Source organism: Paraburkholderia caribensis (assembly GCF_002902945.1).
Taxonomy (GTDB): Bacteria; Pseudomonadota; Gammaproteobacteria; order Burkholderiales; family Burkholderiaceae; genus Paraburkholderia; species Paraburkholderia caribensis.
This window is the reverse complement of the sequence record NZ_CP026104.1, coordinates 110,976-126,307: the sequence shown is the minus strand read 5'-3', so window position 1 is coordinate 126,307 and position 15,332 is coordinate 110,976. Positions and strand designations below refer to the sequence as shown.

Here is a 15,332-nt window from a genome sequence, read left to right as displayed (position 1 = left end):
GCCGTAGTCTTGTACATCGTCGACACAGATTCTCGCGAGGCATGCGATGATCGCCTCGCTTTCCCCGTTTCAAAAACAGCCGTCATGATGTACAACCTGTCGGCCTTTGGCAAAGCGACGACAGTCAGGGTCGAACGCAATACCAGTGGCAACCGATTCACGCTTGTGTCGCGTCCAGAACACGACGATTATCGTCTGACCGTGAGTCGTACGGCGACGGTGGCCCGATGGCAGCAATGCGTTGACGCTGTCCGACGAGTTTCACGCCATCTGCTCCCGACTTTTGAGTATCGCAAAGCGATTGGCCACACAATTTCCTGCCGACGCGAGTCAGTTAGGTGTGCGCGCAGGCGCTTCATCCTGACCATGCTGGCCGAGATGGAATGGACACCGCCCTCCCTCCGGGGAATTCGGCACGATTGCGGGGCTCCAGGACCGAATGGCATCAATGTGCCAAATTGGTAGTGTTGCGACACAACCACTTGAGGAACGGAGGCCCCCGATGAATGCAACGACATACGGACTCGACATTGCAAAACGGGCGTTCCAGATGTATTGGGTCGACGCCCAAACTGGCGAGATTGCGAATCGCAAGTTTTGACGTGAAGATATGGTTGCATTTCTGGCGCAGCGCCCTGCCGCCCGCGTCGCCCTCGAAGCTTGCGGAAGTGTGCTCACTGGTGGGCGCTCGGACACGAAGTGGTGCGGTTACACGCTCAGTTCATTCGACCTTTTGTGCAAACCGAACAAGACCGACGCGGCGGACGCGCGGGGAATCTGAACTGAAGTGCAGCAACCCGGCATGCGCACCGTTGCCGCCGAGACAGAGGATCAGCAAGTGATGCTAAGCCTTCATCTTATGCGCTCGTTGCTCGTCAAGTTTCGAACGATCTATCGTCGACGGCCCTACCTGTTTGCCCCGGATGAGACCACTTGTACTAACGAGAAGAAGAACGGCACTCGTGCACGACCGACCATCCAGTCATACGGGCGGTTTGTATCTTCAAGCCCGTCGTGCCCAAGCAACAGCCAGATCAGCTGGGCAATCCTTTGCAAGCAATTCTATTGCGAGGTTGTACTAGACAGTGCCCACCTAGCGGCGCTCTACGAGAACCTGCGCAGACTTAAAACTCTTGAAGCAGCCAATTTAGCAAGGAGCCGCCGCACAGAGACCGTTCGGGCTAGGAATGGCAGTGTCATAAACCGGCGGAACGCAAACTTGCCATCCACCACTTGGCCGCTGTAGGCCCGGGCATTTGGCAAACAGCACGATTCCATGCATAAGTCCCGCAACCAACCTCCATGCCATCCAAGCTTGCTAGGCAAAGCGTTAGCCCCGACGGCTGTGCACACAACGCATTACCTATCCTTCTTGCTCGCGGCTGCTTCACCAATCTCTGCTCCATCGGCGAGTTCCAGCAGCAGGGAAACGATATGTTTGCGCTCTTTCTTCGTGAATGGCGAAAATCCGGCGAGTTCCAGGAACCAAAGCCCCTCCGTCGCGAGATAAACTACAGCCGCCCGATCAAAGCCAACTCCCTTGCTGATACGACCGAATCGTTCTAGGTGGTGCGCCCTGCCTTCATCGGCGTCCCACATCCCAGAGGTCATGATCTTGGCACTGACCGCATCGAGTCGAGACCTATTGTGCAAGGAGGACATCGCCCAACCCTTCAAATTGCGCGACGGCCCAGGTGGTAAGCGTTCCGTTGACTCCCATCTTGCGGCCCGGTAACGCTCGCGCACGTATTCCCTGACCGCCCGATTCAACTCCTCGCGGTTCGGAAAATGATAGAGTACGCCCCCCTTCGTCATACCGGCCCGCTCGGCCAAGGCTTCATATGTCAAGGCCTCCACGCCGGCTTCTTGAATGAGCTGGATCGCAACTTCCAAGATAGAGTTGCGTGCACTCGGACGTCCGATAACCGAGGAGCGTTCTGGTAAAACTTTTGACGAAGTTATTTTCATGCCGACCTGTGAAACTTAACGGATGGTTTGTGGCATTGTACTCGCACGTCAATAAAGGCTAAATCACAGACAGACTTATGTCGCGGCTGCTGCAAACGACGCCGAGAAATCTTTGACGTTGTGCGCCCATCTGCCAGAGACAGCGTCGTTACCGTCCCGATCAATGCCGACACGAGGGTTCGACGTCGGTGGCACAAGATAGGTTGAACTTGTCATACCGTACTTCTGAAGTATCCGGGTGTTTTCCTTGGTGCGCCAAAGCCACTTGACTCCGGCATTCACCGCGTCGAAGAGGTCCGGATTTTCGCCATTCATGCCGATGACCGAGTACTGCTTTGTTCCCAGCACCTTGAAGCCGTCGAACGGGGTGATGGGTATCAGTTTGAGATTCCAGGTCGGATTCTGCTGGATCATATAGCCGACGATCGGGCCATCGAGGAAAGCAAAGTCCAATCGGCCGGCACGCACATCCGCAATGCAGGCATCCGACGTGTCGTAGAGCTTGACGTCTGTGGTACCAGGGATGCGTTTGAGTTCTCCGACTATCGTCACACCAGTCAGCGTGCCGACCGAATGCCCTCGCAAGTCGGCTAGCCCGACCTTTTCCACCGATAGCATATTCGAACGGGTAAGCACATAGTGCGCCGTGAAATAGAGCGCGTCGGTCAATGCGACAATCTGCGCGCGTGCCGCAGTCCACCCCATGTTCCCCAAAGTAACGTCCGCTCGCCCAGTGCGCACCGACTCGATGGTGGAAGCCCAGTCCATAAGTGCCGGCTTCGGTACTAGTCCGAGGCGGTTCGCAACCAACGAAATCATTTCGCCATCGGCACCGATGATCTTCCCGTCCTTAATGCCGGTACATGGCATATCGCCATCCATTGCAATCGTAAGCACGCCAGGCACGACCGGTTTTAATGACGGCAACGATGTCGCTCTGACAAGCCCCGGCAGCGCACCGCCCAACGTCATCGCGGTCGCGCGGGCGAGGAATGATCGCCGCGCGAGACTGTTGCACTTTGACATCGGAGGGAAGGTCTTCATTAAACAGCTCCTATGTTGTTCAGTGAGAAGTCGATGCGCTGATTGCTCGCATTGACGTATGCCTAAATGATCAAAGGCACCGCTTCGATAACTTCCTGTACCACAAGGTTTGCCCATTTGGTCACGTCATAAACGCCGTGTCAATCGAAAACCTCGGCCTGTCGTGTGTCGACGCGGACGAAACATCTTCGTACCGGTTGACATTCATTTTTTTGTTGAATACCGTTTCTATACCAATCGTACAGAAACTAAATTCCTTAGGGAGGTTTAGGTGGTCATTGCGCATTGCGGATACACGTCTGGCGTCAAATTTCCCCGCTGTGCAATGGCGGCGGGCTGTCGCGGTGGGGATGCAGAGGAAACCAGATGAACATGCCCCAAGATCTTCCACCCGCCGCCAGCGAGGGACAGGCAGCACCTTTGCTTGAGATGCGCGGAATTACCAAGTCTTTTGGGAATCACAAAGCGCTGGGTGGGGTGGACCTTGTCGTCTCAAGAGGACAGAAGGTCGCGCTCATTGGTTCCAGCGGATCGGGGAAGACCACGCTATTGCGTTGTGTAGCCTTTCTGGAAAAGCCCGATTCAGGAGAGATCGCAATCGCTGGCGAGCCTATGGGGGAAATGGCCACTAGCAACGGTCGACGCCCAATGACCGCGCGTGAGCTGGCCCGGGCTCGCACGCACATCGGCATGGTCTTTCAGCGCTTCAATCTATTCCCACACCTAAGCGCACTGCAAAACGTAATGCTGGGCCCGCTTAAAGTCCTCAAGCAGTCACGTAGCGAGGCCCTCGCTAACGCTCAGGTCCTACTCACAAAGGTTGGCCTGCCTGACAAAGGAAACGCATGGCCGGACCAACTTTCCGGTGGGCAACAACAGCGCGTCGCAATCGCGCGAGCGCTGGCATTAAATCCTCGGCTAATGTTGTTTGACGAAGCAACGTCTGCGCTCGACCCAGAGCTCGTCGGGGAAGTGCTGGCGGTCATGCGCAACCTCGCACGGGACGGCATGACCATGCTTATAGTTACACACGAAATGCGCTTCGCGCTCGAGGTGGCGGATCGTATCGTCGTTATGGATGGAGGAACCATCGTCGACGACGGCACCCCTCTGGAGATCGCACGGTCCCGGCATCCAAAAACGCGCGCCTTGCTCGGTACATTTAGCCAAAGCGGCGGACATTCGGGGGTTGCATGAGTGATTGGTCAAGAGCCGCCCGCGTGCTTCCCGAGTTAATCGGGCCGCTCCTTAGCGGCGCACTGACGACGCTCGAAATCTCGATGATGTCCCTAGTCGTCGCCATCTGCATCGGATTGTTACTTGCTGTCCTCGAATCGTTTCCACGGCGTCTGCCACGTACGGTAATACGTCTTTATGTTGAGGTATTCCGCGGCATTCCGGTGCTGCCTCAGCTCTTCATTCTTTACTTCGGCCTCGCACAAGTCGGCCTTCGCTTGGATCCCTTCACTGCTGCAGTCGCAGGCTTCGGCCTCAATGGTGGCGCCTATCTTTCAGAGGTGTTTCGCGCCGGCCTCCAATCCATTCCCAAAGGCCAGAGCGAAGCTGCCGCTATGATCGGTATGACGCATGGCGCCGCTTTGCGCTACGTGCTGCTGCCCCAGACCATGAGAGTCGTACTACCATCGCTCGCCAACTACGCGGTGGGGCTGCTGAAGGACACAACCTTGGCTTCTGCTGTGGCCGCGCCCGAACTCAGCTTTCAAGCCCGCGAACTGGTCACTCGCACCTTCCTAAGCGGTCCAGTCTATCTGCTCGCTGCCGCGATATACGTCGTGCTCAGCCTTCCCCTCGCTGCGCTTGCCAGAGCCGCCGAAGCACGCCTCAAAACGCGGAGGCTGCCGTGAGCGACAATCTTGAGCTGATCGCGCAATGGTCGCCGTCTCTGATTGCCGGCGCCATGGCAACGCTTCGGTTGACGTGTCTGGCCTTTTTGCTCTCGTTAGCATTCGGCCTCGTCTTGGCGCTCGCCTGCAGAGCACGAGCCCGCATCCCGCGGATTGTTGCGCGCACTTACGTTGAACTCGTCCGGGGCATGCCGGCCCTGACATTACTCTTGCTTATCTATTTTGCCTTGCCGTCAATCGGGATCAGCTTCGGGTCTGTCGGCGCGGCCGTAGTCGGTCTGGGTCTAAATGGTGCCGCTTACCTTTCCGAAATTTACCGGTCAGGTATCGAAGCAGTGGATGATGGGCAATGGGAAGCCGCACAAATGCTCGGCATGACACCCATCCAGGTCTTCCGTGACGTCATCTTTCCCCAAGCGTTGCGCATTGTGCTGCCACCCATGGCGAATTTCGCGATCACCTTGATGAAAGACACGTCAGTCGCATCGCTGATCGCGGCACCTGAATTAATGCTACAGGCACGCGACCTCACTGGCGAATACTTTATGCCTCTGCAGATTTACGTCGCAGTTGGAGCAGCTTACTTCTGTCTCGCCTTCCCGTTGTCCTGTTTGGTCCGCTGGATGGAGAGACGCTATGCGCGAACCGCGCAAACAGGAGCTTGAATGAATACCAATATCTTCGATGTCGTAGTCATCGGGTCGGGCGCGCTAGGCGCCAGTACAGCGTTTCACCTCACCCAGCTAGGGCGTCATGTTTGCCTCGTAGACCAGGCAGCGATTTCGTCGCAAACTTCTGTGCGCGCAGCAGGCCTCACTGGACAGGCACGGCAGACGGAAAACATGACGAGACTCGCCATTCATGCGGTCCAGAAAATCAGGAAGTTCAAAGAGGAAACCGGTGAACCCCTCGTGTTCGTCGAATCCGGCAGCATGAGCGTTGCCCGCCTGGTAGAAGACGAGCAGCTGCTGCGGGAGCGCGTCGTGAAAGCACAGCAGTACGGAGTAGGTACACAACTCATTTCTGCCGAAGAAGCCGCCGAAAAGATGCCTTTTCTTGTACCACGAGGCATCCGCGCCGTATCCTTCACGCCATCGGACTTGTATCTGGAGGCCGCCCAAATTCCGGTCGGGTATTCAGCAGCAGCGCAGAAGCGGGGCGCGACGTTGCTGGCAGGGACACGCGTCCAGATGATCACAGATGAACGCAACGGCAGGTTGCGCGTTTCCACCGATCAAGGCGAACTGCTCGCTCGAGCGGTAGTCGATGCAGCAGGCGGGTGGGCACGGCGCATCGCGAAAATGACGGGCTGGGCGATGCCTATCATACCGGTCGTCAACCAGTTGCTTGTAACGACGCCCATTTCCGGCGTCGAGCCCACCCAGCCTATAACCCGCATTCTCGATGCGAACATTTGCGTTCGGCCGGACCGCGGCGGCCTGCTGCTTGGCGGTTACGAGAAGTCCCCGACGTGGCTGAATATGGATGCGCCGGATCCTCACTTTCGTGTGGAGAATCTAGAACTGGACATCGGTATTTTGCGCCGCCTTGCGAATGACGTAGCTGAGCAACTCCCTGTTTTTAAGAACGCACAGATCCGCGAGCATCGGGGCGGCATTCCTACAATGACGGCTGACGGACACCATATCGTCGGCGCCATTCCCGGCGTACCCGGGCTATATGTAATAGGGGGCTGCAACGTAGCCGGCCTGTCCATTTCACCTGCATTGGGAGAACAGCTAGCCCAATTGATTGTTCACGGCACCACAACGTTTGACATCTCCGACATGTCCCCCGACCGCTTTACACCGCAACTCACGGAGGACGAGCTCAAGGCCCGTTGCAGCCAGCGGTACACCAGCTACTACACCTATCGGTTTTCGGAAGCCGCTGCTGCAAGCCGGCCCGCGTGACGCGTCTCCTCTACCCGCCCACGACCATGCACCTTGTCCCCGCCCGTGTTGGAGATGCAATCGACGAGATTGACACGCCAGCACTGCTTCTCGACCTCGACGCTTTTGAAAAGAATCTCCAGAAGATGGCCGATTTCACCGCTTTACGGAATATTCGCTTGCGGCCGCATGCAAAAACGCATCGGTGCCCCGCGATAGCATTACAGCAGGTTGCGATGGGAGCCAGCGGCGTTTGCTGTCAAACAGTTGGCGAGGCTGAAGTACTCGTCCATAGCGGCATCGCCGACATCCTTGTCACAAACCAACTGCTGGACAATCGAAAGCTCATTCGCCTTGCGGCGCTTGCAAAAACTGCGCGCATCGCCTTGTGCTTCGATTCTTACGAGCAAATCGCACACGCTTCCCGCGCGGCGTGCGAACTCGCCGTTGAAATGTGCGGTCTTGTGGAGATCGACGTCGGGATGGGCCGCGGCGGCGTGACGCCCAATGAGGCGCCCGGGCTGGCTACAGCAATAGTTCGGGCGCCCGGTCTGAGATTCTCAGGCATTCAAGCATATCAAGGAAGGGCGCAACACCTACCCTTGCATGTTGATCGCGAACGCGCCATAGCTCAGGCCGCCAATCATGTGCGGGCGACAAAATTTGCCCTGCAGCGGGCCGGCTTGGGCTGCGGAACGGTGAGCGGCGGCGGCACCGGCACATTCAGAATGGAGACGCAATCAGGTCAGTGGACGGAACTTCAATGCGGCTCCTATATATTTATGGACGGGGAGTATTCGGCCGTGAAGGACGAGAAAGACCTTCCCTACACTGAATTCCAGCAGAGCCTTTTCGTCCTTGCTACTGTGGTGAGCGCTACACGACCCGGGGGCGCGGTACTCAACGCCGGGCTGAAGTCGTATTCAACGGAGAAGGGCCTGCCGACCATATATGACCGCAATGACATACAGTTCGTATCGGCCTCGGATGAACACGGAACGTTGGCCATCTCACCAGAAACGAGGTTGCTCCCCGGAATGCGCCTGAAGATTGTGCCTTCTCATTGCGACCCGACAGTGAATTTACACGACACTTTCGTCTGCATACGCAATGACCGAGTCGAGGCCCTCTGGCCAATCGCCGCTCGCGGAGCCAGCCATTAGGACACGCGGACCACGCATGCCTTGACGCATCAAACGGCCTCCGCAATTGCCCACGTTTCCAAGAAAAATGAATGGGCAATCGAATCTCTTGCATCGAATGGAATGAACATAGGGAGACATGTCACAATCCAGCAGCGGATGAGCGCCCGTCGTTCCGAAGCGCTCCTCCACACCTCGGTATGGTAGGCCACGACGCGCTGCGTCCGAAGTCTTTTTTAGGTAACAACAGCGCAGCGGCTACAGACTAGTGCTGCCCGAGATCCCATTGTGTCAGGACCTCATGCTGCGACTGTGCGCGCACATGGTGCGCGGCCGATCTCACAACCGACCTCGCATTCCTGCTCCGATCCAACTGGCGTCGTTCACTATGGCGCCCCAGCGGAAGATCAGACCGACGGTGGTGGCGGGCCCGCATAGGCTTGACGACTGCCGCCGCTGGCTTCGACTCTCCCAATTTCCACGCGAAGGGTTAAGCGACAGAACACGAGGCCGCCTGCTGCTGCCCAGCCGGCCCATCCGCGGCAACGCCTCGCGGCCGCGGCACCCGACGGTCTCCCCGCCCCTCATCAGCAGGACATCCTCGCGCAGATGCGCGACGACGGGCAGACTGTGGCTGACCATCAGATAACTGAGATTCTAAGCTTCACGAAGATCTACGAGTAGATTGAGGACCTCCGCCTGCACAGAGACGTGGAGCGCCGAAGTGGGCTCGTCGAGCAAGAGCAGCTTGGGGCGCAACATCAACGCTCGTGCGATCGCAACACGTTGACGTTGCCCCCCGGACAGTTGATGTGGATAGCGCCTAAGGACCGCTTGTGGCAAGCCCACGCCGTCCAGCGCCTCGGCGACGCGACGCGCGCGTCCCTCCCACCGATGAACCACTAGCGGCTCCATCAGGGTCACTTCGACCGTATGCCGTGGATGCAGCGATCATAGGGATCCTGGAAGTCCATCTGGACGTCCTGCGCAAACGCTAAGCGAAGTACGCGGGTTCCGGGCGACGCCATCGATCTCGATGCTACCGCCAGCTCGACGGCGCAGCCCAGCGATTGCGTGCGACAGCGTTGATTTGCCGGAACCCGACTCGCCGAAGAGCCCTTTGCTCTGACCGCGACGCAACGAAAAAGAGGCATCGCGAAGGATGGAACGCCCATCGCAATGCACCGACACGTGGCGGACCTGAAGGATTAATGCATCGCTCATGATCGCAGGCCACGAGCTAGTCGGCACCAGTCACGGCAGCGCGATTCGCGATTCTGCGCCTGCTGACGGACGTTGCAACCGCGCTAGGGCATGTGCTGCGGCTGAGCATACAGGCGACAAGCTTCGAGGCAATCGTCAGCTTCGTCGATGCCGGGCATAGCGTCATGCGTACTGCCGCGAGCCGCAGTAACACGGAGCCTCGCGGGACGCGACATCATGCTGATCCCGATCTCGGACGGTTGGGCGAGGCGTCGACTTTTGCATCGCATTCGGGCGCGACGAGATGCGCAATTCTGACGCGATACCACTGACGGAGCACCTCGCGCAGATGCTCAATCGCCCATTGAAACCGTACGTTTACCCGCTTACGCAGGCCGAAACGCACCGCTGCCTTTGTGCCGCGACCTTGGCGGGTCTGCTCTCCACGCACGCCGCGATAGCATCGATCAAGTTGCCGGCCAATGCCTGCGCCTTTCCATGCTCGCTCCAGTCATGTTTTGCCGTTCTCTTGGCGCCGATCCACAGCATATTTTGCAGCCTGTGGTTGCGCCAGCACGCCGTCCTGCTGCCGGCCATCCCGGGTCGGCGCGTATGCACGAGGCCCGCGCGGCGAAACACGCCGGGTTTGCTACACTGGGTTGATTTCGTCCTGGCTGCGGCGCGTGGTGAGCGGTCCGAGTGCCCGGACAACGATGGCTACCGTGACGAGCGCGACCGAGATCACGCCGAACATCGCACCGGCGCCATGATTGGTCAAGACAGGCAGAAGAACGAATGGCAGCGAACCGCTGACAATCCGCGACAACGCGTAAGTCGTGCCGATTGCCGTTGACTTCACGCGGGCCGGGAAGATCTCGGCTTGGTACACGTGGTAGGCGTTGCTGAACACGTTTGAAGCACATGTCGTCAGTACGCCGAATGAAACGATCATTGCCGAATTGCTCGAATACGCGAAACCGATGCCAAACACCGCAATCCCCAGTACGGCGACGATCACGAGCGTGCGCCGCTCGATCCAGTTCATCAGCGGGATCGAGAGCAGCGACCCTACGGGGTAACCGAGGAATGAGAGCGCCATGAACAGTGTGCTGTCCGTTACTTCGAAGCCGCGGCTCTTCACGACGAGGGCCGCGAGCGTACCGAACCCATAATAGCCAAACCCCTGCAGCAGGTGAAAAATCGTAAGCATCGTGTAACGCTTGCTGTAGGGCGCTTGACGCAGCACCGCCAACCTCTCGCGCAGGCCCGGACGCATGCACGGGGCGCTTCCGTCGGCAAGCGGCGGCACTCTAACGCTGGCCGCAGCGGCGAAGCGGCGGAGCATATCATGTGCCTCCTTCACCCGCCCTTGCGAGAGCAGCCAGCGGGGACTTTCCGGCAGTTTGCGCCTGACAATCAGCATAAATACGCCGCCGAGGCTCCCTAGCGCGAGGATGATGCGCCATCCGGGCACCGCTCCGACGTGAAGCGGATTGAGCCACACGGCCAGAAAACCGACCACGGGCACGGCAATATATGATGTGGTATAGGCCCATGCGGCGAGCCGCCCACGCCGCTCTTTGGGCAGAATTTCGGAGAGGAATGTATCGGCGACCGGATACAGTGCGCCCACCCCAACGCCGGTCAGGAAGCGGCAAATCACCAGCATCTGTGCGTTGACCGAAAAAGCGGCGAGCAACGAAAAGGCGCTGTACCAGATCAAGTTGAAGGCGAATGCGTTGCGGCGTCCAATCCGGTCCGCGAGGCTGCCGAGGCACAGTGAGCCTATGAACATGCCGATGAACGCGGAAGCCAGCAACAACTTAAAATCGAGTGAATGCCGGTCGAGTCCAAATTCGTTCTGTAACGCCACACCAATCGAGCTCACGAGGAAAATCTCGTACATGTCGAAGAACAGACCGATGCCTATCACCCAGACGACGAAGCGGTGCAGCGAGCCCACTGGCATCTCGTCCATGAAACTACTGAGTGTCACCCGGGGCGCGGCTCCGGCCGTCAGGATAGCTGTCTCGGTAGCGACAGGCGAGCCACCGGGCGCCTGGCTCGCGTAGCGGTTGTCCAATCCGATCTGGTTACTGTTCATAACATCGTCTCCTGAAAATGTTTGGCGTGCGTCGCCCGGCCATCTGCGTGCCCGGTACGTTCCTGCTTCATTTGCTAGCGACGCCGCGCCCCGGCCGCGCCGCAAACACGCGTCTTCCGTTACAGCAGTTCCGAGATTTCGATGAGATTCAAATCCGGGTCGCGGACATAGACCGAGCGAATTTTCTGCGTGGCGCCAGTGCGCTCCACCGGCCCTTCGATGATCGGCCACTGCACGGATTCCAGATGAGCGATCACCTCGGCGAGCGGTACGGAAGCAATGAAGCACAGGTCCAGTGCACCCGGCACGGGCACATGCGCCTTCGGTTCGAACTCTGAGCCCCGCACGTGGAGGTTGATCTTTTGGTTGCCGAAACGAAACGCCAGACGACCTGCGCCGAACGATTCCAGTTCCATCTGCATCACCTTCGTGTAGAAGTGCTTCGTCGCTTCTGAATCGACACAGGTAAGGACGAGGTGGTCGAGGTGGTCAATCAAAGACATCTTTCAGGCTCCTTGTGTTGCAGAAGCACGCTGTTCGGGAACGCCATCGGCTCCCGTAGGCGGCATGAGGTAAAGATCAAGACGACACTTGGCGTTCACCAACCGGCTGGGCGCGTCGTATCCGGCGAGCCCAGACAGCGGTGTCGGGAATGGCACTGAGATTGGCGCCCCTTCTTAACGCTCGAGCGGTAGCATGTGGGTCGCTCCTTGGCGTGCTATCGCTCACACGGGCGCGTCTGGCCAGCCTCCCAGATCGTGCCAAGCGACGCGTCAAACAGTCGATACCTCCGCACAGGGCCGCCAACGTGGTCGCGAGTATTTTGTGATTGCGCATCAGCTCGACGTCCAGTAACCGCTCCGCCGCGAGACAGAACGCTGCCCCGACCTGCGGTGGTACGCCATGCGGATGACATCGAGACTGCGAAACGCCATGGACATTGACGCACGTTGACCGACGCATAGAGCCGATCAACTCCCCCCTCCGCCAGGTCGCCTAGCCCAGCCGGGAATGCTCGATTGGCAGGTCGCACTTCATCACGAGCTTGCCTGCCCCACTCTAAACCTCCGGAGAACGCCGTTCTGGGCAGACCGATTGCACGTTGCGCGAGTGGACAGCAGCAACGAACCGCCTCAATGCCGGGTACCCGTGCCCCATCGGAAGGACGTGTCACTTCCCGTCATCCAAGATGTTCGTGTTACAAACATTGTGCAAGATATTGGACTCGCTGAAAATCGCTGCTTACTCAAGCACCCTTTCCCAATCGGAAAGGCATTCTAACCTTGCCTGCGGGCGATCCCGGCGCGACGCAGGCCGCGATGGAGCCGCCGTTTCTATAGTGGTCGAAGTATTCGGCGTCGCCACTGCTTGCCTGCGTCGAGCCGACAGGGCGCCCAGGCGTGAAAAGCGCGCCTTCGTCTGCAGGTTAAAGTTCTTCATCGGATAACTTACCGGAACCATTCCGACTTTCCGTCGCCTGCCGCCACACTCCCGAGAACGACTAACCATTCCTGCAAGACAAAGACTCCTATGTGTCAGGCACTACGGTAACGAAACCATACTTAGTGTTGCTGGCTTGCATGACTCGTACTTTTTGGGTGACCGATGCTGCCGTCGTGCCGTCACCGCTCGCGCAGAGCCGGACACCGGGTTGTTGTCTTGCAATGGCAGAGTCGTGTTACAGACGGGCTAGCATCGCGCGAGTCTTTTCTATAGCGCGAATCGGCGCAGAGTAAAGCTGCTTGTCATGGAGCGCAACAACTCGAGCGAAGTTCTCGAAGACCTTGCCGACCATATGGTAATGACCCGTCTCGCCACCTGACGAGGTAGTTTGTGCGATGCCGGCCAGCAATTCATCGAAGCTCACACCGTCGAGCGAGCCATAGCCCTGATCGACGAGAAGTAACGCCGCCATCGCGACGCTGGTCAGATACTGGCAGGCATAGAGGCTGCCGTTGCCCGTTCTGAGCCCTTCCAGCAGAACATGGTGATGCAGCGACAGGTCGTCGGCAACGGGACGAGGTATTGGCAGGAGCGCCATCTTGGGGCGGCGCGTGCTTCTGAAGGAATATTGTCGTCTTGATTGGTCAGCACGGTGCATCGAATTATCCGAATGAGTCGCAGCCGGCTGCGGCGCGCGGTCAAAAGAGGAGGCAACGCCGGGATCCCACCTCAACCCTTGCAGGGCGGCCACTGCCTACATCGCTTACGTCACTCGCTGCAGTGTACCCAGACGCGATTGCAGGAAAATTGCACATATTGCAACTTGACGCGGAAAGACAGCCGGTACGGCAGCGACACAACAACGCCTCCGTTTTCAGAAGGGGGTCAGCAGACCGGACCACCATGTGCATGCCTCAGGCCATCTCCGCGAACTGGCGCACCGTTGCTGAGGCCTCCCCTTCCCGCCAGCCCAACGCGAGCCGAGCACGCAGGGGCGCCGGCCACATCCAGGTAGTTCACTCCCCTGAGATGTACTTGGGCGATGGCGGCAGGAACTATCGGCACGCCGAGTCCCGCCGTCACGAGATTGACCACCGAGCAGGGCTGCGGTGCCGGCTGTGCGAGCCGCGGACTGAAACCCGCCTATGCGCAGGCGCGGACGATCTCACCGTGCAGTGCGATACCTGCCGGTGAAGGCATGATCACGAAAGCCTCGTCGGCGAGTGCGGTGAGTGCAACGCGGCAACCACCCGCGAGCGCGCGCGTAGAGGACACTACGATCTTCACGGGCTCGTCAGGAAACCAGTGGTCGGCAACGCCGTCTGGCAACGTCTGCCCCGGGCGAAAGAAAACGGCGTCAAGATGGTCTTCACGATTAGGCGTTCTAGCAGCTTGAGGGTATTCGCCTCCTCGAGCGTGAGATTGACCGTCGGATAGCGGTGCGTGTAGCGACGGATCATGTTGGGCACAAGCGGGGTGAATGCTGCCGACCCGGTAAAGCGAACACGGATCCGCCGTGACTTCCCACGGGCGGCGCGCTGGGCGACACGGCCGCACGGTCCGCGCCGCGTTGAGCACTCGCTGCGCTTCGACGAGGAACGCCTTACCCGCGTACGGAGTTCAGCCCCGTGCGGCGTACGCACGAATAGATCGACGCCCAGGTCGCGCTCGAGGCTTTTAATCTGCTGACTGAGCGCTGGCTGTCCGATACCCACCCGCTCCGCTGCGCGAGTAAAGTTCCGCGCCTCAGCGACGGCCACGAAATAGCGTAAATGTCGGAGCTGCATGCGAGTGCTAAAACATATTGAGCCAGGTGACTGTATATATTGGGCAGTATAAATCCCTCTGCGAAAGAATTCCGTCGTCGATACTGCGACACACGAGGGTCAGTTAACAAGAAAACAAAACTTCTCACCCCGCTACAACCGATCTCGCTCATCGCGCCTGCAGCCGTTGCGGGTGCATCGTGTATGTCGTCGGGGTCGCGGAACGCCAACTCTTCGCCTTCGTCCTGCTCCTGCCGGCGTCGCGCATCTTCGTGCGCAATACCGACTCGAGCGCGGCACATCACTTCAGCCTCTGATGCAAACATCGTGGATCATTTACGTTGACCGCAGTCTTCGCCACCGTTTGCCTCGTCATGGGGGTCTTCGCAAACGGGCATAACTATGGGGGCTGTCGCCTACTTGCCGCGCCCTTTGACCTAAGCACGACGCCCACTGCGTTGAGTGCTGGGCATCACCATACTCACCGTGAGTTTCGTCACGACGCATTCGGTTGCAAGCAGTTGGGTCGGACAGCTTGCGGACGGCGCCAACGGCATGCAACCTCCCTGCATCTGCTCGTGTACTAACTCGGATCGAGTGCGCTCGGTTCGTGGCGGCTGGTTCTGGCAGTCGGGCCAATGGCCATCGGTGGCGGCGTTCTCGTTCGTCTTTCTGGCAGCGTTCCGTTTATTCGTTATACCGATCATGCGCAATCAGGCTCGTGGCGCATGTCCAATAGCGCAGGCCACCTGACGTCTACCACTGACCTCGATGGCAATGCGACTCCCGCTGCGGCGCGTCGAACAACCGGTGCGTTTTTCTCGCCCTCGCTTCCCACCACCTCGCCCCGCATCAAGGAACCAGAAACATCACCCCGCAATATTGGTGGCTCCTTGGACAAACGA

General features: G+C 58.7%; 11 protein-coding genes and 3 pseudogenes. 6 read left to right on the top strand and 8 right to left on the bottom strand.

Annotated elements, in window-relative coordinates; genetic code table 11:
• Positions 1-502 precede the first annotated feature (502 nt).
• Positions 503-892, top strand: a pseudogene (locus tag C2L66_RS39225) (IS110 family transposase); the annotation flags it as partial.
• 467 nt (positions 893-1,359) lie between these two features.
• Here the strand turns inward: C2L66_RS39225 and C2L66_RS39220 are convergent.
• Positions 1,360-1,893 (bottom strand): TetR/AcrR family transcriptional regulator, encoded by a 534-nt coding sequence (locus tag C2L66_RS39220; RefSeq protein WP_060610978.1) that lies wholly within the window; start codon positions 1,891-1,893, stop codon positions 1,360-1,362.
• A gap of 150 nt (positions 1,894-2,043) precedes the next feature.
• Complete coding sequence (locus C2L66_RS39215) at positions 2,044-3,012, bottom strand: substrate-binding periplasmic protein (RefSeq protein WP_060610976.1); 969 nt, start codon at positions 3,010-3,012, stop codon at positions 2,044-2,046.
• Between the two features lie 366 nt (positions 3,013-3,378).
• On the opposite strand from C2L66_RS39215, the gene C2L66_RS39210 reads away from it, so the two are divergent.
• The 5 genes from C2L66_RS39210 to C2L66_RS39190 are packed head-to-tail and all read left to right on the top strand — an operon-like array spanning position 3,379 to position 7,932.
• Positions 3,379-4,209 carry an amino acid ABC transporter ATP-binding protein gene (locus tag C2L66_RS39210; protein ID WP_060610974.1) on the top strand — a complete coding sequence of 277 codons (831 nt, stop codon included), beginning with the start codon at positions 3,379-3,381 and terminating at the stop codon, positions 4,207-4,209.
• 23 nt (positions 4,210-4,232) lie between these two features.
• Positions 4,233-4,877: an amino acid ABC transporter permease gene (locus C2L66_RS39205; protein WP_233445143.1), complete on the top strand. Its 645-nt coding sequence runs from the start codon at positions 4,233-4,235 to the stop codon at positions 4,875-4,877.
• Complete coding sequence (locus C2L66_RS39200) at positions 4,874-5,542, top strand: amino acid ABC transporter permease (RefSeq protein WP_063803419.1); 669 nt, start codon at positions 4,874-4,876, stop codon at positions 5,540-5,542. The genes C2L66_RS39205 and C2L66_RS39200 overlap by 4 nt, the downstream gene beginning before the upstream one ends.
• Positions 5,543-6,790: an NAD(P)/FAD-dependent oxidoreductase gene (locus C2L66_RS39195; protein WP_060610970.1), complete on the top strand. Its 1,248-nt coding sequence runs from the start codon at positions 5,543-5,545 to the stop codon at positions 6,788-6,790.
• A complete protein-coding gene (locus C2L66_RS39190) occupies positions 6,787-7,932 on the top strand; it encodes a DSD1 family PLP-dependent enzyme (RefSeq protein WP_233445142.1) in 1,146 nt (381 codons plus the stop codon). The genes C2L66_RS39195 and C2L66_RS39190 overlap by 4 nt, the downstream gene beginning before the upstream one ends.
• Before the next feature lie 636 nt (positions 7,933-8,568).
• Here the strand turns inward: C2L66_RS39190 and C2L66_RS42470 are convergent.
• From C2L66_RS42470 to C2L66_RS42065, 6 genes and pseudogenes are all read right to left on the bottom strand, one after another.
• A pseudogene (locus C2L66_RS42470) lies at positions 8,569-9,135 on the bottom strand (ABC transporter ATP-binding protein).
• Between the two features lie 628 nt (positions 9,136-9,763).
• A complete protein-coding gene (locus C2L66_RS39170; RefSeq protein WP_233445141.1) occupies positions 9,764-11,218 on the bottom strand; it encodes an MFS transporter in 1,455 nt (484 codons plus the stop codon).
• 119 nt (positions 11,219-11,337) lie between these two features.
• Complete coding sequence (locus tag C2L66_RS39165; protein ID WP_060610961.1) at positions 11,338-11,721, bottom strand: VOC family protein; 384 nt, start codon at positions 11,719-11,721, stop codon at positions 11,338-11,340.
• A gap of 1,175 nt (positions 11,722-12,896) precedes the next feature.
• Positions 12,897-13,412 (bottom strand): Fis family transcriptional regulator, encoded by a 516-nt coding sequence (locus C2L66_RS39160; protein WP_148654671.1) that lies wholly within the window; start codon positions 13,410-13,412, stop codon positions 12,897-12,899.
• Positions 13,413-13,944: 532 nt separating this feature from the next.
• Positions 13,945-14,121 (bottom strand): hypothetical protein, encoded by a 177-nt coding sequence (locus C2L66_RS42070; RefSeq protein WP_233445154.1) that lies wholly within the window; start codon positions 14,119-14,121, stop codon positions 13,945-13,947.
• 216 nt (positions 14,122-14,337) lie between these two features.
• Positions 14,338-14,448: pseudogene (locus C2L66_RS42065) on the bottom strand (LysR family transcriptional regulator); the annotation flags it as partial.
• Between the last annotated feature and the right edge of the window lie 884 nt (positions 14,449-15,332).